21 protein-coding genes are annotated in these 22,271 nt (G+C 63.1%); 7 read left to right on the plus strand and 14 right to left on the minus strand.

The window, feature by feature from the left end; all coding sequences use genetic code 11:
* Positions 1-6: 6 nt before the first annotated feature.
* Together LDN85_RS17090 and LDN85_RS17095 are read right to left on the minus strand one after the other, a co-directional pair.
* Complete coding sequence (locus tag LDN85_RS17090; RefSeq protein ID WP_223943628.1) at positions 7-612, minus strand: TlpA disulfide reductase family protein; 606 nt, start codon at positions 610-612, stop codon at positions 7-9.
* A 2-nt stretch (positions 613-614) separates the two neighbouring features.
* A complete protein-coding gene (locus LDN85_RS17095; RefSeq protein WP_223943629.1) occupies positions 615-1,280 on the minus strand; it encodes a histidine phosphatase family protein in 666 nt (221 codons plus the stop codon).
* A gap of 207 nt (positions 1,281-1,487) precedes the next feature.
* Between LDN85_RS17095 and LDN85_RS17100 the strand changes: the two genes are divergently transcribed.
* From LDN85_RS17100 to LDN85_RS17110, 3 genes are all read left to right on the plus strand, one after another.
* Entirely contained in the window at positions 1,488-2,039 is a 552-nt protein-coding gene (locus tag LDN85_RS17100) for a YceI family protein (RefSeq protein ID WP_026541313.1), read from the plus strand.
* Positions 2,040-2,229: 190 nt separating this feature from the next.
* On the plus strand, positions 2,230-2,943 hold the full coding sequence (locus LDN85_RS17105) for a hypothetical protein (RefSeq protein WP_223943630.1): 714 nt from the start codon (positions 2,230-2,232) through the stop codon (positions 2,941-2,943).
* A 275-nt stretch (positions 2,944-3,218) separates the two neighbouring features.
* Positions 3,219-3,968 (plus strand): hypothetical protein, encoded by a 750-nt coding sequence (locus tag LDN85_RS17110; protein WP_026541315.1) that lies wholly within the window; start codon positions 3,219-3,221, stop codon positions 3,966-3,968.
* Between the two features lie 44 nt (positions 3,969-4,012).
* On the opposite strand, the gene LDN85_RS17115 is transcribed toward LDN85_RS17110, so the two are convergent.
* Complete coding sequence (locus LDN85_RS17115) at positions 4,013-4,708, minus strand: redox-sensing transcriptional repressor Rex (RefSeq protein WP_026541316.1); 696 nt, start codon at positions 4,706-4,708, stop codon at positions 4,013-4,015.
* Between the two features lie 88 nt (positions 4,709-4,796).
* Entirely contained in the window at positions 4,797-5,051 is a 255-nt protein-coding gene (locus LDN85_RS17120; RefSeq protein ID WP_026541317.1) for a glutaredoxin family protein, read from the minus strand.
* 133 nt (positions 5,052-5,184) lie between these two features.
* Between LDN85_RS17120 and LDN85_RS17125 the strand changes: the two genes are divergently transcribed.
* Both LDN85_RS17125 and LDN85_RS22015 read left to right on the plus strand, forming a co-directional pair.
* Entirely contained in the window at positions 5,185-6,033 is an 849-nt protein-coding gene (locus LDN85_RS17125) for an HAD-IB family hydrolase (RefSeq protein WP_223943631.1), read from the plus strand.
* A gap of 565 nt (positions 6,034-6,598) precedes the next feature.
* Entirely contained in the window at positions 6,599-7,177 is a 579-nt protein-coding gene (locus LDN85_RS22015) for a DUF559 domain-containing protein (protein WP_346347050.1), read from the plus strand.
* Positions 7,178-7,541: 364 nt separating this feature from the next.
* Here LDN85_RS22015 and LDN85_RS17135 read toward each other — a convergent pair whose 3' ends face one another.
* The 10 genes from LDN85_RS17135 to LDN85_RS17180 all read right to left on the minus strand — a co-directional run bounded on the left by LDN85_RS17135 (position 7,542) and on the right by LDN85_RS17180 (position 16,620).
* Positions 7,542-7,640 carry an AURKAIP1/COX24 domain-containing protein gene (locus LDN85_RS17135; protein WP_003792170.1) on the minus strand — a complete coding sequence of 33 codons (99 nt, stop codon included), beginning with the start codon at positions 7,638-7,640 and terminating at the stop codon, positions 7,542-7,544.
* A gap of 163 nt (positions 7,641-7,803) precedes the next feature.
* On the minus strand, positions 7,804-8,016 hold the full coding sequence (locus tag LDN85_RS17140; RefSeq protein WP_017199160.1) for a helix-turn-helix domain-containing protein: 213 nt from the start codon (positions 8,014-8,016) through the stop codon (positions 7,804-7,806).
* Between the two features lie 304 nt (positions 8,017-8,320).
* Positions 8,321-9,463 carry a 3-deoxy-7-phosphoheptulonate synthase gene (locus tag LDN85_RS17145; protein WP_223943633.1) on the minus strand — a complete coding sequence of 381 codons (1,143 nt, stop codon included), beginning with the start codon at positions 9,461-9,463 and terminating at the stop codon, positions 8,321-8,323.
* A 220-nt stretch (positions 9,464-9,683) separates the two neighbouring features.
* On the minus strand, positions 9,684-10,691 hold the full coding sequence (locus tag LDN85_RS17150; RefSeq protein ID WP_026546512.1) for an acetylxylan esterase: 1,008 nt from the start codon (positions 10,689-10,691) through the stop codon (positions 9,684-9,686).
* A 51-nt stretch (positions 10,692-10,742) separates the two neighbouring features.
* On the minus strand, positions 10,743-11,489 hold the full coding sequence (locus LDN85_RS17155; RefSeq protein ID WP_223943634.1) for a DUF1961 family protein: 747 nt from the start codon (positions 11,487-11,489) through the stop codon (positions 10,743-10,745).
* Entirely contained in the window at positions 11,486-12,172 is a 687-nt protein-coding gene (locus LDN85_RS17160; RefSeq protein ID WP_223943635.1) for a rhamnogalacturonan acetylesterase, read from the minus strand. Before LDN85_RS17160 ends, LDN85_RS17155 begins: the two co-directional genes overlap by 4 nt.
* 28 nt (positions 12,173-12,200) lie before the next feature.
* Positions 12,201-13,073 (minus strand): carbohydrate ABC transporter permease, encoded by an 873-nt coding sequence (locus tag LDN85_RS17165; RefSeq protein WP_026541323.1) that lies wholly within the window; start codon positions 13,071-13,073, stop codon positions 12,201-12,203.
* A complete protein-coding gene (locus LDN85_RS17170) occupies positions 13,073-14,047 on the minus strand; it encodes an ABC transporter permease subunit (RefSeq protein WP_091549709.1) in 975 nt (324 codons plus the stop codon). Before LDN85_RS17170 ends, LDN85_RS17165 begins: the two co-directional genes overlap by 1 nt.
* Positions 14,044-15,573 (minus strand): extracellular solute-binding protein, encoded by a 1,530-nt coding sequence (locus tag LDN85_RS17175; RefSeq protein WP_091549708.1) that lies wholly within the window; start codon positions 15,571-15,573, stop codon positions 14,044-14,046. The genes LDN85_RS17170 and LDN85_RS17175 overlap by 4 nt, the downstream gene beginning before the upstream one ends.
* Before the next feature lie 225 nt (positions 15,574-15,798).
* A complete protein-coding gene (locus tag LDN85_RS17180) occupies positions 15,799-16,620 on the minus strand; it encodes a DUF624 domain-containing protein (protein WP_223943636.1) in 822 nt (273 codons plus the stop codon).
* A gap of 340 nt (positions 16,621-16,960) precedes the next feature.
* Between LDN85_RS17180 and LDN85_RS17185 the strand changes: the two genes are divergently transcribed.
* Positions 16,961-19,099 (plus strand): DUF6807 family protein, encoded by a 2,139-nt coding sequence (locus LDN85_RS17185; protein WP_223943637.1) that lies wholly within the window; start codon positions 16,961-16,963, stop codon positions 19,097-19,099.
* A complete protein-coding gene (locus LDN85_RS17190) occupies positions 19,096-22,257 on the plus strand; it encodes a family 78 glycoside hydrolase catalytic domain (protein WP_223943638.1) in 3,162 nt (1,053 codons plus the stop codon). Before LDN85_RS17185 ends, LDN85_RS17190 begins: the two co-directional genes overlap by 4 nt.
* Positions 22,258-22,271: the final 14 nt, after the last annotated feature.

Genomic DNA, 22,271 nt, shown 5'->3' on the forward strand with positions numbered 1-22,271 from the left:
GGGGCGCTACTCAGCCACTGCTGAAGTGATGAGGGCTTTCAAGGTGCTCTTCTCAATCTCCCCGAGTACGCGGGAGGCAACCTTGCCTTCCTTGTCCAGGACAAGGGTGGTGGGTACCGCGCCCGGGGGCACAATCCCGGATACGGACAGCAGCACTGCCCCGTCCTTGTCGTTGAAGCTCGGGTAGGTGATGTTGAAGGTCTTGTCGAACGCTTCAGCCGTGGCTTGTTCATCGCGAAGGTTGACGCCGAAGAACTGGACTCCCTGGTCCTTGAAGTCCTGGTGGAGGGCCTCAAGCTGGGGAGCTTCGATGCGGCACGGAGCGCAGGCGGCAAACCAGAAGTTCAGGACGGTGACTTTGCCTTGGAGATCCTCGGGCTTTACCGTTTGGCCATTAAAGAGGGTGCCCTTGAGGGCCACGGGTGCAGCACGGTCAGCCCTGGCGAACTCCGTCACCGAGCCGTCGCCGGCCACGTAGTTTTTGTTGTCGCCGGCTTTGGCCTGCTTGGCCAGGGAATCTTCCTGCGCGCACGCGGACAGGCCCATGGTCAGTCCTGCGAGGAGGACGCCGCCGGCAGCCAACGCGCCACGGCGTGAAAGGTTGTTGTCCATTGTTATGCCCCCGGGGTGCTGGCCGCGCCGGGAAGCAGGACGGCAGCAGGTTCGGTGTACTCGACCCGCACGATCTTGCCGTCCCCGTCCAGGGTCAATGACGTCAGGGAGGTAAGGGTGCACTCGCGCTTGCGGGGGTCGTGGGCCAGTCGGCGCCCTTCTGCGGTCAAACGGGTGGACCAAATAGGGAGCTGGTGGCTCACCAGGATGGCTTCGGCGCCATCACCGCCCAGTTCAATTGCCTTGGCCCTGGCGTCCTCAACGGCAGCCAGCATCCGCGCTGCTTGCTGTTTGTACGGCTCGCCCCAGGAAGGACGCAGTGGATTGCGGAAGTAGATCCAGTGCTTGGGCTTCAGGAACTCACTCTTGGTGGGGTGCAGTCCCTCGAAGTGGTTCTCTGCCTCGATGATGCGCGGCTCGGTAGTGATCTCCAAGTTCAAAGCCTCTGAAGTAGGCATGGCCGTTTCCTGTGCGCGGGTGAGCGGCGAGGCCACCAAATGGACGATCTTGGAACCCTGGCCGGCGCGCGCCACAAAGTGGTCGGCCAGCATCCGGGCCATCTCCCGGCCACGTTCGGAGAGGTGGAATTCCGGCAGGCGACCGTACAGGACGCCGTCGGGATTATGGACCTCGCCATGGCGAAGCAGGTGGACAGTTGCTTGGGGCATGTTTACCAGTTTCTCAAAGAAGCGGGGCGATCCGAAATCTTCTACCGCTAGTAGAACTCAAAGTTTTTCCGAAATGTTCCCCGGAGTTGGAATAAAAGATGCATATGCATGTTTATACTGGACACGAAGCTCGGTTGACGTTTCAAGCAATCGACCAGACCGGGCAAGCACGCAGTACCTACCAATCGATATAGGAGCAACACCATGATGACTCTTCCCGCTTCCGTCACCACCGGCACCTGGACCCTCGACGCTTCCCACAGCGAGATCGGCTTCACCGTCCGCCACGCAGGCATCAGCAAGGTCCGCGGCCAGTTCAAGGACGCATCGGCCACCCTCGAGGTCGGCGAAACCCTGGCCGACTCCAAGGTCACCGCCACCATCCAGACCGCCAGCTTCGACTCCGGCGACGTCAACCGCGACGGCCACGTCAAGGGCGAAGACTTCTTCGACGTCGAGAAGTTCCCCGAGATCACCTTCGTTTCCCGCCACGTCAAGGCCAACGGAAACAGCTTCGACCTCGTGGGCGATCTCACAATCAAGGGCGTCACCAAGGAGGTCTCCATCGAGACCGAATTCAACGGCGTAGCAGTGGACCCCTTCGGCAACACCCGCGCCGGCGTCTCCGGCGAAACCACCATCAGCCGCAAGGACTTCGGCCTTACCTGGAACGCAGTGCTCGAAGCCGGTGGCGTCCTGGTCAGCGACAAGGTGGTCATCAACCTGGAACTCGCATTCATCGCACCGGCAGCTGCATAGTCTTAGGGCTTTCCGCACGGTTCCACCACGACGGCGCCACCCACAGTCCCCGCCTTTGGCCGGCTGTGGGTGGCGCCGTTTCGCATATCCGGAAGTCACCCCGCAATTGTTCGGCAAAAAGCCTGTATTCAGCTGCGAGTTGGCTGCGAAGTTCCTATGCAACCTTCAACCTGCGGTCTACAGTGATGCCATGAGTACCCCAGACGAAGCACCACAGCCACAGCAGCCCGGCTCCCAGCCTCCGCAGCCGGGCAATGTTCCTCCTGCGGGTTACCAGCCTCCGCAGGGCTACCAGCCACCCCAGGGTTACCAGCCGCCGTCGCAACCCGGGCAGTATTCACAGCCCAACCAAGGACAGGCCGGCCCGCCCCAGACGGGTCCAGGGCAACCCGGTCCCGGGCAGCCCGGATTCCACTTCGAAATGCCAACCGACGGTCCCCGCAACTTCAACGACGTCATGCCCCAGGGCGGCTTCTCGGGAATGTTCAAGACCCAGGGCCTTCCCACCGAACTGAAGGTTTCCTACTTCATCTGGGTGATCTCCGGGCTCCTGGGCCTGCTGTTTGGACTCATTGGGTTCTTCGCGATCATCGCCCTCTTCGCGTTCGCCCCCGGAGTTGCCGCGATCCTGCTGATCATCCTCATCCTCTCCCTCGCCGTGGCCGCTGCGCAGGTAATTCTGGCCATGAAGATGAAGGAAGGAAAAGAGTGGGCCCGCCTGGCATTGACCGTCGTGGCCGTCATCTCCTTGCTGCTCACCATCTTCAGTGCCGCCAGCGCCGGAGGGTCCAGTACAGGCCTCGGCAGCAACTGGTTCGGCTTCCTCGTCAGCGCGGTAGCCGTGGTGCTGATGTGGCTCCCCAATTCCCAACTCTGGTTCAAGGCAGTCAAGGGTCACGCATAGCGCTGACGCAACTGCCGTCGTCGTTCGCTGAACGGCCACCTGGAGCAGAAGGCCGCGGTAAATCCTCCGGATCGCCGCGGCCTTCATCATGCGCGGCCTTCATCATGAAGGCGTAAGCCAACATGATGATTTTTGCCGTCCGCCGGAAATACCTGCGTGGGATCACCTTCAGCGTCAGACCCGGAAGGTACGGTGGAAGCAGAACCACGCTGGGGGCAGGGTCATTTTGCTGATCCCGGCGGCCGCACCAGCAGTCGAACAAGCAAAGGAATGCCATGAGCAACCCTCCGTACCCGCCGTCAAACCCGGGCGATGCCAACCAGCCCCAGCAGCCGGACACCCAGCCCGCCGCTCCGTCAGCGCCCCAGTACGGCCAGCAGAGCCCCGCAGCACCGCAGTACGGGCAGCCTTCCGCGCCCCAGTACGGCCAGCAGAGCCCGGCAGCACCGCAGTACGGCCAACAGTCTTCTCCCTACGGCCAGGCTCCTGCCGCACCGCAGTACGGGCAGGACACCAACTGGCCCAGCCAGCAGCCCGGCCCCACCGCCGTGCCGCCCATGGTCAACTACGCCTTCTGGATGATCATTGCGGCAGGCATTCTCTCCGCGATCAGCTCGCTGCTGTTGGCTACCACTGGTGCTGACGCCTTTATCAATGCCATGAACCAGCAGGCCGGCCAGCAAGGCACTGAGCTTCCCGAAGGGTCCCTGGAAGGCATGCGGGGCGTGATCGGTGTGAGCGCCATCGTCGGAGCAATCGTGGGCCTTGGCCTCTACGCGCTGGTCGCTTTCCCCGTCCGCAAGGGCAAGAACTGGGCCAGGATCCTCGGCACCGTCTTCGCGGCGATCTCCGTCCTGGGCCTGACCAGCCTGTTCCAGTTCGGCGCCACCTACGGCATCTTGCAGCTCATCGTGATCCTGCTGGGTGTTGCGGCGATCGTCATGCTGTACCTGCCGGCGTCGGCTCCTTATTTCCGCAAGGCGCAGCCGTTCGGCAACACGTACCAGAACCCCTACGGCCGCTAAAGACGCAGCCTTAGACAACCCTGCGGGCGCGGACCCGGCGAAGGCTATACAGCCTGGCCCGGTGTCTGCGCCCGTTGTGCGTGATAGGCCAAAATCTGCAGTTCCGTGGCCATATCCACTTTGCGGAGGTTCACGTGCGGAGGGACCTGCAACAGCACCGGCGCGAAGCTGAGGATGCTCCGGATGCCGGCGGCAATGACGCGGTCGCACACAGCCTGGGCCACGGTCGCCGGCAGCGCCAGCACCACCATGTTGGTATGTGTACGCTCCAGGACCCGCTCAAGTTCGGCGGAGTCGCTGACACGCAGCCAGCCAACTTCATTGCCGATCACCATGGGGTCGGCGTCGAAAATAGCTACAACGTCGAAGCCCCGGGACTCGAACCCGCCATACCTGGCCAGGGCTTTGCCGAGGTTACCGGCGCCAACAATGGCGACCTTCCAGTCATGGGTCAGGCCCAGGGCGGCCGCAATGTGGCGGCTAAGGTATTGGACTTCGTAGCCGACACCGCGTGTCCCATAAGATCCCGCGTAGGAAAGGTCCTTGCGGAGCGTGGACGAACTGACCCCTGAGGCCTCCGCCAACGCCTCCGACGACACCCGCTCCACGCCCTCGGCCAGCAAAGAGTTGAGCGCGCGCAAATAGAGGGTCATCCGGGCCACAGCCGCGGGCGGGATCTGCTTGGCGGCAGGTTCGTTGTCCCCGGTTACAGCTTCCGGGGACGGTTCCAGCGCAGTCACGGTATTCTCCATTGCGTCGCTTTGTTGTTCCACTCTATGACCCCCGGCCGGACTGAACAAAAGCCATTACTTGCGGGTAATCCTGCTTTCAGCCCTCCAGGACCTTCTTCAGGGTGCGGGTCAACCGGTCCTCGTCGATCTTCCAAAAATCACGTTGGATACCATCAACCAGCACTACGGGAATCTCCTCGGCAAAGCGTTCCTGCAACCGGGGATCGTCGTCGATCCGTTGTTCAGTCCATTGCACGCCCAGGCTTGTGGTGACACGCTCGACGGCGGCACGCGCCTCCGTGCACAGGTGGCAGTCAGCTTTGGTGAGGAGGACGACGTCGGGAATAGCCATGCCTCAAAGGTACCGTCCAACCGTCTCTCACATCCCCCACCCACCGGACGCACCCTCTCTCACATCCCCCACCTTCAAGCGGTTCACCCGTGCGCCCCCAACGCGGTTCCCGGCGATTGACTAGACTCAAGACATGCCCGAGGAGAAGAACGCCGCCGTGGTCGCAGATGCCTTGGTGCAGAAGCACACTGTGCAGAAGGACGCCGTGCAGAAGCGCACGGGCGAAGCCGCCTTCTTCGACGTCGACAACACTTTGATGAAGGGTGCAAGCCTCTTCCACGTTGCCCGCAAAATGTACGAACGTAAGGCCTTCACACTTTCGCAAGCGGCTGGATTCGCGTGGAAGCAGTTCAAGTTCGTCATGCGGGGCGAGAACATGGAAGACGTCCACTCTGTCCGCGACTCCGCGCTTACCCTTGCTGCCGGCATCACTGTTGATGACATCAAGGCCCTGGGCGAAGAGGTCTACGACGAAATGATCGAGTCGCGGATCTGGCCGGGGACCAAGGCACTCGCGGAACAGCACCTCAGGGTTGGACGCAAGGTCTGGCTCGTCACGGCTACACCCATAGAGGTAGCCACGGTCATTTCCACCCGGCTCGGACTAACCGGCGCCCTTGGCACCGTGGGTGAAGTGGAAGACGGCATGTATACGGGAAAACTCGTGGGCGACATTCTTCACGGGCCTGCAAAGGCAGTGGCGGTCCAGCTTGTGGCCGACAGGGAGGGCCTGGATCTGGATCACTGCTGGGCCTACAGCGATTCCGCCAACGACATCCCTTTGCTCACCATGGTGGGGCACCCTGTCGTGATCAACCCGGATGCAAAGCTGCGCCGGCATGCTCGTGAGAATAACTGGCCCGTGTACGACTTTCGTTCCGGTCGTCGGGCGGCAACCTTGGGACTGAAAGCCGCAACGGTGGGCGGGGCGGTCTACGGCCTCTGGCGCGGATTTTCACGGTTCCGCGGCCCCCGCATCTGACGCTCGTTCACATCCCCGCGCCACAACCCAAACGCTCACTCACATCCCCCGGGCCACAACCCAAACGCTCGCTCACATCCCCTGCCCCCAACCCAAACGCTCACTCACATCCCCCGGAGGCCCCACCGAGCCTGTGGATAACTTCCGGTGACACAAGCGTTTCTGGGCAAGAATGCCAAGTATGCAGAATGCCATGCCTCTTCCGGCTCACCTCACCAACGCACCATTCACGCTCGAAGAAGCGAAGACGGCAGGTCTGGGGCTAAGAAACCTCTGGAACCGCACCACGGTAGATGGGGTCAGCCGTGGCATTTACCGGCCATCGGATTGGAATTTTGAGCTGTCAGCCGCCGCTAGAACGCTGTCAGCGGTAAGTCCTGGCGCTTGGATTTCCCATGTAACGGCAGCGAGGTTGCAAGGTGCGTGTCTTCCGCCGTGGTTGTCGGACTCCAATGAGCTGCACCTCAGCAAGCCGAGGCAGCTGCCATCTGTGCGGCGCAAGGGAGTAATCGGACATACTGTGGTTGCCTTTGATGACGAAATCGAGTGCGTCGAAGGCATCTGGATGAGTACTCGGTCCCGGACTTGGTTGGATCTGGCAAGGCGCCTGCCGGTCCGCGATCTCATCTGCATGGGCGACGAACTCATCCGCAGGCCCAGACCGGAATTCGAAGAACGAGACACGCCTTTCACCACCCTGGAGGCTCTTCGACAGTTGGTGGACAGACACAAGAACCTGCAGGGCGTTGTCCGCGCAAGGGAAGCTTTGGACCTGATGCGTGTCGGGGCGGATTCTGCGCCCGAGTCGTTGCTTCGCTTGGCGATGCTGGACGCCGGCATTCCCGAACCCGAGCTCCAAGTGCAGCTCCGCCCTAACGACCCGTTCTCGCCGTCGGCAGACTTGGGCTTCCGTGATCGTCGGATAGCAATACAGTACGACGGCGGTCATCACCTTGGGCGGGAACAGATGTTCAGCGATCGGAGACGCGACAAGGCGTTCGAGGCAGCGGGCTGGACCGTCCTCAAATTCGGGAAAGACGATTTGGCGGACAACTTTACGTCCGCCACTCGGCAGATTAAAGGCGCTCTACGATCAGCATGGCAGGATCCCGCGGTTGCTTCGGGCTTTTCCCCGGGGACGTGAGAGAACGTTCGGTCCAAACCCCGGGGGACATGAGAGAACGTCCGGTCCAAACCCCGGGGGACATGAGAGACCGTGCGGCCCAACCCCGGGGGACATGAGAGACCGTCCGGCCCAAACCCGGGGGGACGTGAGAGAAGGACCGGCCCAAACCCCGGGGGATGTGAGAGACCGTCTGGCCCAACCCCGGGGGACATGAGAGACCGTCCGGCCCAACCCCGGGGGACGTGAGAGAGGGACCGGCCCAAACCCCGGGGGACGTGAGAGAACATTTGGTCTAAACCCCGGAGGACGTGAGAGACCGTCCGGATGCAAAAATGCCCGCCACCTCGAAAGGCAGCGGGCATTCACGCTTGATGAAGTATCTCTACTTCTTATTGCGGCGCTGGTGGCGGGTCTTGCGAAGCAGCTTGCGGTGCTTCTTCTTGGCCATACGCTTGCGGCGCTTCTTAATAACTGAACCCACGAAAGTTCCTTACAAACTAGAAGTTCCTGTCTGTTGGAACAGATCCGCGGAAGCAGACAAGTACAACTGACAGATTCTTACATTGACGTAAAACGTTCCTTAACAGAGTACCGCTTCAAAGGGGCACCCTGTGACCACGGTCCGCTGGACGGACCGGGAGGCCTCAGGCGGTCTCGGATTGTCCGTCCACCACAGCACCCTTAAGGTACTGGGCAACGGCCTCTTCAGGAACCCGGAAGGAACGGCCGAACCTGACGGCGGGCATTTCCCCTGAGTGGACCAGGCGGTACACGGTCATTTTGGAAACACGCAGGACGTCGGCCACTTCGGCCACCGTCATGAAACGCGCATTCGAGAAGTTAGTCTCTGCGGACATTTCCCATATTCCTTTGCTCTCAGACAGTAGGACACCCCCAGTAGAACGGTGTGCCGATGCTGAGCCATCCAACAACCATGTGCTAGATACTCTAGAGGCTGATGGGGCCAATGTGAAAGCATTTCCGCAAAGTGGGAACACGCTCCCTCCCCCGCAGCTGACCTGCCGCCGACCTGCCATGCCCCCACCACTCACCCGCAGCGCCCGATTCGTGGGCTCGCTGCCGGGAGTGCCGGGCGCACGGCATGTTGCGCAGCAAAGCCACGAAACGGAGCCGGCCCAACCTACCGCCGCGCCGGGGATGCTACAGGGCAACCACTGCCCGGCGCTTCCGGGCCGAAGCCGCGAGCTGCTCCAGCACCGACGCCGTGACGTCCCACTCCATGCAGGCATCCGTGACGCTCTGCCCGTATACGAGTTCCTGCTCCCCGGCCAGCTGCTTGGCGGTGTCGAGCTTCTGGGCTCCGCCTACCAGGAAGCTCTCCAACATGACCCCGGCGATGGGCGAGGTCTCCCCTGCCTCCAGCTGCGCACCGATTTCCAGGGCTACCTCTGCCTGGCGGTGGTGGCTCTTGCCGCTGTTGGCGTGGCTTGCGTCCACGATCAGGCGTGGGTTCAGTCCCTTGGAGGCGAGTTTGGCGGAAGCAGCGGCAACATCGTCCACTGAGTAGTTAGGCCCCTTGCGGCCACCGCGCAGGATGACGTGGGTGTCCGGGTTGCCGGAGGTTGCCACGAGAGCCGCGCGGCCGGCGTCGTCGATTCCCAGGAAGGCCTGCTCCGCGGCAGAGGCGCCGCAAGCGTCAATGGCCACCTGGAGGTCGCCGTCGGTGCCGTTCTTGAAGCCGATGGGCATGGACAATCCTGAGGCAAGCTGGCGGTGGATCTGGCTTTCGGTGGTGCGGGCACCAATGGCACCCCAGGACACGAGGTCAGCCATGTATTGCGGGCTGATGGGCTCGAGGAACTCGGTGGCAGTGGGCAGACCCAAAGCGGTGACCTGCTTGAGGAAGCCACGGGCGGCGCGCAGGCCCGCAGCGATGTCATGGCTGCCATCGAGGTGGGGATCGTTGATGAGGCCTTTCCAGCCAACGGTGGTGCGGGGCTTCTCGAAGTAGGTCCGCATGACGATCAGCAGGTCTTCCTTGTGCTTTTCGGCCTGGCTGACCAGCCGGCGGGCGTATTCGAGGCCGGCCTTGGGATCGTGGATGGAGCACGGGCCAACGATCACCAGCAGGCGGTCGTCAACACCGTCCATGATGGCGCGGACCTGGTCACGGCCGCGGTCGACGACGGCTGCTGAGCGGGCGTCCAGCGGCAACTCGGCGATGAGGTCCTGGGGCGCCGGAAGCGGCTCGAAGCGGGCCACCCGCAGGTTGGATGTAGCGGGCTGATCCGGATCGGAGGCGGAATCAAGCGAGTCGGTGGGTTCTGCAGCGATGCTGGTCATGTCTGGGTCCTGTTCCGGGATGCGGAGCGGGCCCCTTTTCAGAACCCGCCGGATATGGCGAAGGGCAGAGAATGATCTCTGCCCTGTTGGCTCTGAAGGAAAGTTGGATGCGTGTCAGTTAGACGCGGGCCCCTCCAGAGCCAACGAAAAATACGCATACCAACGGTTTGTCATAGCCACACCATAACCGCGGTTCTTCAGACCGGGCAAATCGCGTCCGTCATGATGACAAAAGTTTGCGAAGGAACTCCAACTGCTTGATCCAGTGGTGTTCCTGCCCGCCTTCGTGGTTGTTGAAGCGGTACACCTCGATGTCCTTTTCGGGCGCACCGCCGGAAACCCCGTAGTTGTTGTAGCTCGCGAAAACGGTGGACGGAGGGCAGATGTCGTCCATTTGGGCAGCTGAGAAGAGTGCAGGCACGGTGGCAGCACGGCCCAGGTGCACGCCGTCGAAGTAGTTGAACACCGCCAGCATCGGCTCATATTTGTCGCGGTGACGCCCCAGGAACCCGGCAATTTCCGGGTACGGGCCGCGCGGGGTGATGTCGATCGCGCGGGGGAAATCCTGCAGGAACGGGACGTCGGGCAGCGCGGCGATCACGCCGTCGAGCCTTCCAGCCGTCAGCCCTGCGGCGGCGACCGTTATGCCGCCACCTTGGCTGACGCCTGCCAAAACTACCTTGGAAGGGTCGACGGCGGGATGGCTCTGCGCCGCTTCCACGGCACGGAACGCGTCCACGTAGACCCGGCGGAAGTAGTAGTTGTCCTGGTGGTCGGCGCCGCGGGTCATGAGCCCGGCATAATTGTTCCCGCCCGCTGACGGGTGCGGGTCCGGGGTGTCCCCTGAGACGCCGCCATACCCCTGGCCGCGGGTGTCCATGATGAAGTGGGCGTAGCCGGCTTGTGCCCAGCGGGTGTTCTGGTTGACCAGTCCACGGCCGCCGGAGTAGCCAATGTATTCCACCACGACGGGAAGCTGTTCCTCCGCCTCACGCTGCGCGGGCAAGTGCAGCCAACCCTTGATGCGGTCTCCGCCGAACCCGGAGAAGGACACGTCAAAGGTGTCGATCACGGAGAGGTAGTTGTCCACGGGTTCGAACACGGCATCGAGCGGAAGGGACCTGGCCTCGGAAATGGTGAGGTCCCAGAAGTGATCAAGGTCTGCCGGCGGAACCGCGCTTGAGGTGTAGTCGCGGAGCTGCTCAAGGGGAAGGTCAAAGAGGGGCATGTGGACATCCTACGTCATGGTTTCGTGTGCCCCGTCACAGGGGCGGGCGCGCTAAAGAGGTGCGATGGACAGGTTTCTGTAGGCGGCTTTTAGGGGTGCCATCTGGCGGATCCCGAAATATCCACCCCCGAGCGGTTCCGGGGATGGGTCGGTCCAGGCAAAGAGCGGCAGCCCGTTGATGGAGAAGGCCACATGCGGGCCGTCCTTGACCACCTCGATGCCATAAAACCCATCGGCATCCACCGCAGGCGGCAAAGGATCCGCCCCTTGGGCCACGAGTTCGAAGCCGGCGCTCTTGCGGAGGTTGCAGGTTCGGAAGGCCCGCTCGGAGGCATGTTTGTGCCGGAAATACGAGATGTGGAGGGCGTCGATATCTCCCGAATGGTATTGCGGATAGAAGCCGGTACGCGGAGCCAAAGCGGAAGAAAACAGGTCCTCGCCACTGTGACCCCGTGCAGCGAAGAACACCATGGCCAGGCCCGGCTCCTCCAAGGGAAGGAACTCCCAACTGATCCTGACGTGGTCCGGCAACTCCTCAGGGCACCAGAGCGTCCAATGGGCGTGGTCGCCGTGCTCGTCCGCGTCAAGGGAGCCCGACAGGACCAGAGCACTGGTGCCGTCGGCACCCAAGCCGCGCCCGCCGTCGTCGGCACCCAAGCCGCGCCCGCCGTCGTCGGCACCCAAGCCGCGCCCGCCGTCGTCGGCCGCTCCGAAAACCTGCGCAGAAAACTGGACCGGCCCCTCGGGGATCCAATCAGCAACGTCGGCAGGGCCCCGCAACGGGTTCGAGTGGATCACGCACGCGCCCCCGCGTTGAGCGCCCCCGCTGTGAGGGTTGCCGACAGGCCGTAGCCGAGGGCCTCCAACTGTTCCGCCACAAAGGCTGCGATCCGCTGCGCGCCTTTCTCGTGGAAGTGCGTGTTGTCCTCCAGTCCGCCGGCCCAATGCGCGTGCTCCCCTGGTGCGAAATGGCAGAAGAGTCCCTTGGAGCCTTCCTCCCCCAGTTCCTCGTAAAGCCCACGTGTCCATTCATTGAGGTCGATAACGTCCAGGCCGAGCTCCTCGGCAAGTTCCCGGACCACCGCCGGGTAGTCCCCCAAAGTGGCTTCCAGCGTGCCATCAAGCCAATGCCGGCGCTCCACGGACGTGCAGAGAATGGGAATGCCACCCTTGCTGTGGACCTCGGCCACCATCCGTTTGAGGTTGTCCGTGTAGCCGGTGCGGGCGGCCAGGTGTTCACGCTTCTGGTCGTTGTGCCCGAACTGGATCAGGACAACGTCCCCTTGGACGGTCTGGTTGATGAGCTGGTACCAAAGACCCTCCTCCCGGAACGACTCCGTAGTGGCACCGCCCTTGGCGTAGTTGTGGACGGCAGCCCACCAGTACGTCCCGGGGGCAAGGTGCGCACCCCAGCCGCTCATCGGATATTCGTAGCTGGGGCAGGCTGCAACGGTGGAGTCGCCCGCGAGGAGGATTTTCATGGTTGTCCTTTCATGGAAACAGCAGTCCCTAGCCCTTGACCGAGCCGATCAGCATGCCCTTGGCAAAGTGCTTCTGCAGGAAGGGGTAGAAGATCAGGATGGGCAAGGTGGCCACCACGATCACGGCAAACTTGATGCCTTGCTCGGGAGGGATGTAGGACGGATCCACGTTGCCGGTGCCCAGGAGGTCAGACGCCGCCGTGACCTGGCGCAGGTACATCTGCAGGGTCCACATGTTGTTGTCGCTGAGGTAGAGCAGGGGCGACATGAAGTCGTTCCAGATCCCCACCGCGTAGAACAGCGCGAACGTGGCCAGCACCGGTTTGGACAACGGCAGCAGGATCCGCCAAAGGATCCCGATCTCAGTGGCGCCGTCCATTTTGGCAGACTCTTCCAGCTCGGCCGGGAGTTCCTGGAAGAAGTTCTTGATGATGATCAGGCTGAACGGGTTGATGGCCGCCGGCAGGATCAACGCCCAGTAGGAGTTCAGCAGGCCAAGGTCCTTGACCAGCAGGAACGTGGGAATCATGCCGCCGGAGAAGACCATGGCGAAGACCACCAGGGACATGATCAGCTTCCGGCCGCGCAGGTTCTTCTTCGCCAACGGGTAGGCCATGGTGACTGTCAGGATGAGCTGGATCAACGTGCCCACCAGCGTCACCAGCACCGTGGTGATCAGCGCCCTGGTGAAGGCGGGCGTGGAGAAGATGTACTCATAGGCGCCAAGGGTGAACTGCTCGGGCCAGACGAAGAACGCCCGCCGGGTGATCTCGGCCTCGTTGGCGAAGGACCCTGCAATCACGTAGATGAACGGCAACAGGGTGATGATGCCGATCAGGCTCAGGAAGACGTAGTTCGCGGCATCAAAGACCCGCCCGCCCCGGGTGTTGTGAATCTTCATTAGAACAGTCCGCTCTGGTTGAACCGCTTGGACAGCCAGTTGGTGCCAAAGATCAGCACGATTCCCACCAGGGACTTGAAGAGCCCGACGGCGGTGCTGTAGCTGTAGGCGCCTTGGGTAATGCCCACGAAGTACACGTAGGTATCAAAGACGTCTGCCACGCTGCGGTTGAGTGCGTTGGTCATGAGGTAGATCTGCTCGAAGCCGGTGTTGAGCATCTGCCCGATGGCCAGGATGAGCATCACGATGATGGTGGACCGGATGCCGGGCAAGGTGATGTGCCAGACGCGGCGGAACCTGCCGGCGCCGTCGATGATCGCTGCCTCATACTGGTCCTGGTCCACGGTGGCCAGCGCGGCGAGGAAGATGATGGTGCCCCAGCCGGTGTTCTTCCAGATTTCCTGGAGCACGATCAACGGCCGGAACCAGTTGGGATCGGACAGGATGTCCACGTTGGTCCCGAACAGGCCGTTCACGAACTGGAACAACGGTCCGATGTCCAGGGCGAAGAGCAGGAAGCTCAGTGACGCCACGATGGTCCAGGACAGGAAGTGTGGGATATAGACCAGCGTTTGGACGGTCCGCTTGAGCACCGAAAGACGGACCTCGTTAAGCAGCAACGCCAGGATGATGGTCAACGGGAACGCGATGCCCAGGTTCAGGAACGCCAGGATCAGCGTGTTGCCGAGCAGCCGCGGGAAGTCGGGGTTGGCAAAGAAGTCCGTGAAGTTGGTGAAACCCACCCAGGGACTGCCGTTGACGCCAAGGAACGGAACGTAGTCCTTGAAGGCGATGGACACCCCGTACATGGGCCCGTACCGGAAGATCGCGAAGTACAGGACTCCGGGCAACAGCAGCAGATACAGCCACTTGTAGTGCGCGAAGTGGACGGCGAACCCGCGCCGCCGCGACGGGGCGGGCGGCTTGGTGGCCACCCGCTCCGAAGCTTTGGCTTCTACAACCGGGGCAGTCACTTCTTGTTTTCCTGCCAGAGCTTATTGATTTCTTCCTTGACCTTGTCACCGCCGCTGGTGTTCCACAGCTTGATGGCGTCCTTCAGGCCCTGCTCGTCGGTCTGCCCGGCCAGGTATTTGATGCGGGCATCGGCCACGATGTTGTCCAGCTGCGCGCCCTTGGCAACGTAGGTGGGTGAAACGAAAGCGGCTGCCGGGTTGTACACAGCGCTCTTGAGGTCCTCGGCCATGACGGATACGCGGTCATCGAAGACCTTCTGCTCGTACGCGGAGGCCTGCTTGACGGGGTAGAAGTTGTTGCCCGTAACGTTGGTGCCCAGCTGCGCGAAGCTCTTGATGTCGGTGTTGACCACCTTGCCCTCCGGGGTTTCGGGCTTGATGGTGGCGGCCAGGCCGTCCTCCACGGTGAAGTTCACGCCTTCGATGCCGTTGTTCATCAGGACGGCAACTTCCTTGCTGTTCAGCTTGTCCAGGAAGGTGAGGACGTTCTTCAGGTCCGCCTCGGTCTTGACGCTGGACTTAGGGATGGCCAGGAAGCCGGAGTAGCCGTCGGTGGGGTGCGCGTGCAGTTCCCCGTCGGGGCCCTTGAGGCTGCCGACGAAGCCCACTTTGTTTTCAAAGTCGTTCGGATTGGCTTGCTTGAAGAGGTTGATCAGCACACTGACGCGGGAGTCGACGTCGATAATGATGCCGCCCTTGCCGTTGAAGAACGGCTCGTTCCACTTGGTTCCGTCGAACGTTGCGAAATCGGGGTTGATGAGCTTCTCATCGACCATCTTCTTGACGAATCGGTTGGCTTCGAGGAACTCGTCGGTTTCGAAGCTGGGAACCAGCTTGCCGTCACGCTCGGTCCAGCGGTTTCCGGCGCCGTACCAGGTTTCGATCAGGTCATAGGGGCTGTTGGTTCCCAGCGCGCCCCACTTGGGGATGGTGATTCCGTAGGTGTCGTTCTGGCCGTTGCCATCCGGGTCCTGTTCGGTGAATGCCTTGGCAACCTTGTAGAGGTCTTCGGTGGTTTCGGGCGCTTTGAGGCCCAGCTTGTCAAGCCAGTCCTGGCGGAACATCACCGCAGCGCGGATCGGGTTGCGGCCACGGTACACCCCGTAGACCTTGCCGTTGACGCTGGCGTTCTGCTGGACTTCCGGGAAGGTGGTCTTCAGGTTCGGGTAGTCCTTGAGCTTGTCCGTCAGGTCCCAGAAGGCGCCGGCTTCGGCGTTCTTCACGAAGCCGGGGGTTTTGCCCTGGACCACCAGGACGTGCGGGATCTCCGAGGACGCCAAGGTGATGTTCATCTTGTCTTCATAGGACGCGTTGGGCGTCCAGGTGATATTGACATCCTTGCCCGTGAGTTCCTCGAGCTTCTTCTGGACGGCGCCATCGGCGGTGGGCGGCTGCGCCTCCAGGAACGGCGCCATGATCTTGACGGAGGAAAGGTCCGACGCCGGCGCTTCGCCACCGCAGGCGGTCAGCGCCAGGGCTGCGGAAACTACGACGGCGGCGGCCAACGTGTGTTTTCTACGGATCATTGTCTTACCTGCTCCACTTCATCGGGGTTGGTGTCTTTCGACTCTTGGTTTGACGGCACACCGGGGAACCTTTTGAGGCTCCATATGTGCTGCCCACTCGCATCTTGATACGTTTCATTAGTACTCGCGCCAGAGGAATGGGCTACCAGCTCACTGCTTCCTTGGACATCAAGGGAACGGTGAAGCACGGGCGGGCCTCCAAAGGCAGGTCGAGGACGGTTGAGCTCAGGCAAGGCTGGCCTCCGTGGTGGGGGTTGACGTGGAAACAGGGCCGCCGGCCGCTACCGGCATTCGGCCAGCCCTTGGGGTGGCGGGCACCGGGACGGCGGCGGGCACCGGGACGGCGGCGGGTACCGCGAGGGTGGCAAGCGTTGCACCTGCAGCGGTGGGGGTTGACGTAGAAACAGGGCCTGGCGTTGCACCGGCGTCGGCTGACATCGCTTCGTCGTTGGCAGTAAAGAAGCGGTCGCAGAGCCAGCCCGTGACGTACAACCAGGCGCCCACGCCGAAGAACGGGATCAGCCCCGGAACCGACCGGCAGACGAACACGGCCGCGGCGGTCACGAACAGGAGAATCACGGTTCCAGCGAGGTGCCGCATGGCAAAACGCGAGGACATCAGGAAGTACTGCGGAAGGGACAGTTCATAGCGGGCGAACATAGGGAAGAGGTAGCAGACCGTCCCTGCAGCAAAGAGGGCGGCCAGCAGGATCCCGGCCGAAGCGATCTGCGAACCAAAATCCCAGCCCGCGGAGAAGTAGCCCCAATTCAAGGACAGCGCGACACCCACGGCAATCAAGGGCAAACCCAGTGCGTTGCCCTTGGCAAAGTTCTTGAAGTACTCCCTGGCAAAGCGCCGCATCAAGGGTGCAGCATTTCCCCGCACCTTGTCACGCACCAGGACGTGGGCGGCAGCAGTACTGGGCCCGATCCCGAGGACAACTCCCCCGAGCACTGTGAAGGTCATCCACAATATGTTCAGGCAGGCAATCCACACGAGTGTGTCGAAGAGCGTGTAAGCGCGGAAGCCAAATCCTCCAGAGGCCATGGCGCTCCCCCCTTTCTCCATCGTTGCAGAACAGGCCCGCATGACTGCCGCTAGGATTCGCCGAAGAGCTTCGGAGCAACCGTGGTCGCCAGTCAGTTGGGGTAGGCCCCAGTGGGCCATGTCACTAAAGTAAACGCTTTCCCAGCAACTTAGACGCCGGGGAGGGGTCCAGTCAAGGCGTTTCTTGAATCGTTACATTCGGGCTGAAGCCGCGATACACTGGGCGGAACCGGAACTGGGAAAGCGCTTGCTAGGTATAGCCTGAACCAGCCTGAACACTTACGTAACAACCCCGACGAAGGCGTCGCCGCCCTCGTTGCAGCGCCAGCAGAGGAGAGCCATGGACACCCCTTCCATCGAGTCCATCACCAGCCCTGACCCGCACCGGGCTGCCCCGGCGCCCAAGAACGCACCGGCGCGGATTGCCTTGGTGGGAGTCCACGGTTTCGGAACACACCACCTGAACAATCTCCAGCGGCTGGCCAGTATGGGAGCAGTTGACCTCGTTGCAGTGGCGGACCCCAATCCCCCGGCAGCCGGTGCCCTGCCTGAAACCACCGCTGTTCACGCCACGCTCGACGACCTGTTGGCCGGGGACCACCGCCCGGACGTCATCATCGTGGCTACGCCGATTCAAACCCATGCACCGCTGGCCCTGTCCGTCCTTGCCTCCAACGCGGACCTCTACCTCGAAAAGCCCCCGGTGGCCTCCATGGCCGATTTCCTCCGCCTCCAGGACGCGGCCGCCGCAGCTGGGCGCCGTGTCCAGATCGGATTCCAAAGCCTGGGCTCCCACGCGCTCGCCCCGCTGGCACAGTTGGCCGCCGGCGAACCATCGGAACAACTGCCCGGTATCGGCACGCTCAAAAGCATTTCCGCTACGGGCCGCTGGGTGCGGGACCGCGCCTACTACAAGCGCTCGCGATGGGCCGGCAAGCGGAACCTCGACGGCGTGGACGTTGTGGATGGCGTTGCAACCAACCCCCTGGCCCACGCGATCGCCACTGCCCTCCGCATCGCCGGAGCCCGCAAGGCCGAAGACCTTGCCTTTGTGGATACGGATCTCTACCGGGCCAACGACATCGAAGCGGACGACACCTCCGTGATCCGAATGCAGACCACCAGCGGATTGCCCATAACGTGCGCCCTCACACTGTGCGCCTCCGAATCCGTGGAACCGTACGTCACACTGCACGGCACCGAAGGCACTGCTGTATTCCACTACACCGAGGATCGTGTGACCGTCCGAACCGAGTCCAGCGAGACCAGCCATGTCTTTGGGCGGGACGATCTCACGGAGAATCTGCTCCAGCACCTCGCGCAGGGCACCGCGTTGCTCAGCCCCTTGGACCACAGCGGCGCCTTCATGAGGGTTCTCGAAGCCATCCGCACAGCTGAAGCTCCTGCCCTGATCCCCACGGAATTCGTCACGTGGGTAGGGGACGGAGACCAGGCCCACGCTGTGATCCCACAGATCGAGGACATCCTGGAACGGGCCACGTTGGCCCATGCCACGTTTTCCGAGCTCGCCCTCCCCTGGGCTCGACCTGACACAACCTCCACCGAGGCACTGTTCGCCGACGCCGCTGCCGACGCTGCCATTCCCGTCGCCGACGACGCTGCCACGCCCGCCGTCAGCTCCCCTGACGACGCTTCTCCCGCCGACACCGCCGCCGTCCTCCGCCGCGGCACCGGCCTTGATTCAGCGTTGTCGCCGCGCCCTTACCTGCATCCGGTGACCACCCGGGGTGGCATCGTGGTTACGGACCATATGGCATCCGACCATGTGTGGCACTTGGGCGCCGGTTTCGCGCTCCAGGATGTCAACGGCAGCAACTTCTGGGGCGGCCGCAGCTATCGAAGGACCGCAGGGAAGTACGTGGACCTGAACGATCACGGCAGGATCGTGGTCGAGGGCATTACCCACGGTTCGGACCAGACCACGGCCGACCTCCAGTGGCTGGGTGCCGATGGCGGACTGCTGCTCCAGGAGCGGCGCACTTTCCGTCGTACGCTCCTTGACCACCGCACGCTCCTCGACCACCGCACGTGGCGACTGGATATCACCACGGAACTCACCGCCGTCGTTGATGTTTCGCTGGGGAGTCCGGGGTCCCATGGCGCGGCCGGCAGCGGGTATGGCGGCTTTTTCTGGCGGTTGCCTGCCAACGCAGATTCCCGCGTCTTCTCCTCCACAGCCGTCGGCGAACATGCGGTGCACGGTTCAGTGACGCCGTGGCTGGCTTGGTCCGGAGAGTTCGACGGCGGCCCTGCAACGCTGGTGTTTGGGGCACCTTCGGAATCGCCCGATCCTTGGTTTGTCCGCTGCAGCGGTTACCCGGCGGTCGGCTCCGCGCTGGCTTGGGATACCGCCGTCGAGCTGGCAGGGAACCAGTCCCTCTCCCGTTCCGTGACCGTATGGATCAGTGATGGAACGTTGGATATGGCCGGGATCGAGGATTTGGTGGCCGCCCGATGACCGCTGGCACCCCGGCTTCACCACTGGTCGCCACAAACCTCATGGTCGAGGGATCCCCGGAATGCTTGATGGCACCGCCCTCGCCAAACTTCGGCTGGTTGCTTGATGCGGGCCCCTCTGCGAGCGCGGGGCAATCGTTCCAAAGTGCCTATCGCATCAGGTTGATGGACCGCGCCGGGGCGGAAGTATGGGACTCCGGCACTGTGGTCGCGGACCAGCAGCACCACCTTCCCTACACAGGCCCCCAGCTGCGCCAGGACAGTGACTACCAGTGGACCGTGCAACTTACTGACTCCGGGGGTGTGTTAGGTAGCGCCAGCCCTCCGGCGCGGTTCAGTACCGGGATCTTCGACGACGCAGGCAACGGTTGGGCTGCGGAATGGATCCACCGAAATCCAGGCGGACGTGCTCCGATGGAACTGGTGGACGGGTCGCTGCGCGTCAGCGGATCACCCCACTTGCCCTGGCCTGTTTCTGCAGGCGGCAGCACAGTCATCACTGCCCGCTTCCGTTTGCGGCTTGGTACGGCCGGGATCATCCTCCGCAGCAACGGGCCGGGCAACGGTGTGCTGCTGGAACTCAAACCACATCGCACGGCCGTCCTCCGCATGGCACCTGACTGGGAGATCGGGGCCATGACCGCGCCGGCAACGGAAGTGGTTGCTGAAACCCCGGCCTTTGAGGCGACCCCCGTGTCGCGCGCCGGTGCCATGGCCGGCGAGGACTGGCAGGACCTGGTGGTCACCGATGACAACCGGCGGATTACTATCACCATTGACGGCGCCACGGTCCTGGAGACGGACGTTGCGCCCAGCACCGGAACAAGCACCGGAACAGGCATCGCCTTCCACCAGGCACCGCGCAGCCAGTCCGAATACCTGTCCGTGAACGTCAGCAGTGACGGAAAGACCGTCCTCAGCAGCGATTTCGCCGCCCCCGGAGCCCTCAGCGATTGGAACACCGCCACTCCCCTCCGCCAGCCCGACGAATGGACCCTCGCCAAGGCAACCTTCGCCCTCGGGCGTCCCGTGGTCCGCGCCCGCCTCTACGCTGCAGCAAGCCACCACGCTGCGTTCACCCTCAACGGCACTCCCTGTCTGGAGACCACCAACTTCGGCTACCCGGGCGAACACTTCTACAACGCCGCCGACGTCACCGATGCACTGCGTTCCAGCAGCACCGCCGCCTTGACCGCCGTCGCGCATTGGTACGGACCTGGCCAGGGCCGCGCGGCGGGCAGGCCGGGGCTGCTGGCCCAGCTGACAGTGGAGTACGACGACGGCACCCGGGACGTGTTTGGATCCGGGCCACAGTGGATGGTGGCCGAGGGACCCTACCGCCAGGGCGGATACCGCAACGACGAAGGCGATCCGATCGAGCACCTCGATGCCACAGCATGGCCGGCACCGGAGAACTGGTACCCGGCGCTTTCACTCGGAGCCCACCCCGCGGCCGACTTCCCCGTGCTGGCCCCGAACTTCGCCGGCGTCGCACGGAACCAGGTCTCCGCCGTCGAACTCTTCACAGCCGGGGACGGCACTCCGGTGGCGGACTTTGGAAGGGTGGTTCCGGGTAGACCGGTGGTGGAGTTCCGCGAGGGCCATCATGGCCGGACCGTGATGCTCCGCGCGGGGTATACCCTGCAACCGGATGGCCGCGTGGATAGGGGGAAAACCGCCAGCCAGAACACGGATATGACCTTCCCTTACACGCAGAAGGATGGACCCCAGCGCTATGAGGGGGCTGTCCATCTCGGGTTCCGCTACCTTGAGTTTCCGGGCGTCCAGATGGAGGAGCTCGGTGCGGTGGGGGCACGGGTTATCCACGCCGGGCACCCTTCCGAAGGCAGCTTCCAAAGCTCCGACCACACCCTGAACCGGGTCTTCACCCTCCTGAGGGACTCAGCGCTGTTCGGTGCGCAGGAACAGTTCGTGGACACGCCCACCCGTGAGAAGGGCCAGTTCCTGGGCGATGCCGTGAACATCTCCTACGCCACCATGGCTTTGTTCGGCGAGCGACATTTCACGGCCAAGGCCCTGCGGGAGTTCGCGGGATCTGCCAAGCGCTACTGGGATTCACCCGACGAGCGGGGGCGCTACAACGCTGTCTATCCCAACGGCGATGGCAAGCGGGACATCCCCGATTTCTCGCTCATGATGCCCGAATGGGTGGAGGACTACCACCGGCTCAGCGGGGATAACGCGCTGCTCCACGAGCTGCTTCCCTGCCTCCTGGACACGGCCGGGTACGTGCTGCGGCACGTTCCCGGCAGTGGCCCCACCGCCGGGCTGGTTACCGATCTCGGGGGCGGCGCGGGTCCGTACCTGCACGGCATCGTGGACTGGCCGGCGCAGGGCCGCTTCGGGTACGACATGGACTGCGTGGCCCGCACCACCGTGAACGCCCAGGGCTGGTCAGTGCTCGACGCCGTCAGCCGGCTCTGTGCGGCAGCGGGCTTTGAGCGTGAGGCGGCCAGGCATAGGGACGCGGCGGATGAGTTGGCAGGGCATATCAACGCCCGGCTGCGCGTGGACGGGGTCATGGTGGACGGCCTGTACGCTGACGGCCGGCCAAGCCTGAACGCGTCACAGCATGCGACGTCGTTCCCGTTGTCCATGGGCATCACCCCTTCCGAGCATGCGGCCAAGGACGCCGGGCGCCTCGCTGGAATGGGCATGCGGCAGGGTCCCATGACCGTGCACCGACTGCTCCGTGCACTGCTTTCACAAAACCAGCTGGATGCTGTCCTGGATCTCCTGACCAATCCCACACAGCCCGGGTGGGCACGCTTGCTGGAGGCCGGAGGGTCCTTCACCTGGGAGGCCTGGGAGCTGGAGGAAGGCACTGACTACAGCCAGTCACACGCGTGGTCGGCCTCGGTGGTGCGGGAGATCCTTGAGTACCTCCTCGGTGTCCGGGTGACCGCACCGGGGGCGTCCGCCGTCGTGATTCAACCGCCCGTGTGCCGCCTGGAACAGGCCTCCGGTAGCGTGCCCACCCAACGCGGAGCGGTTGCCGTGTCCTGGAAGCGGACGGCCGACGGTATGGAGTTGGAGTGCACTGTCCCCGCGGGCATCAGTGCGCAGGTGGTGCTTCCGGACCGGACCGTCGCGGCAGGTCCGGGAACGTGGCGATTCACCCCGCGGGATGGCATTTAGTGACAATGTTCCCG

This window comes from Arthrobacter sp. StoSoilB20, assembly GCF_019977295.1.
Lineage (GTDB): Bacteria > Actinomycetota > Actinomycetes > Actinomycetales > Micrococcaceae > Arthrobacter > Arthrobacter nicotinovorans_A.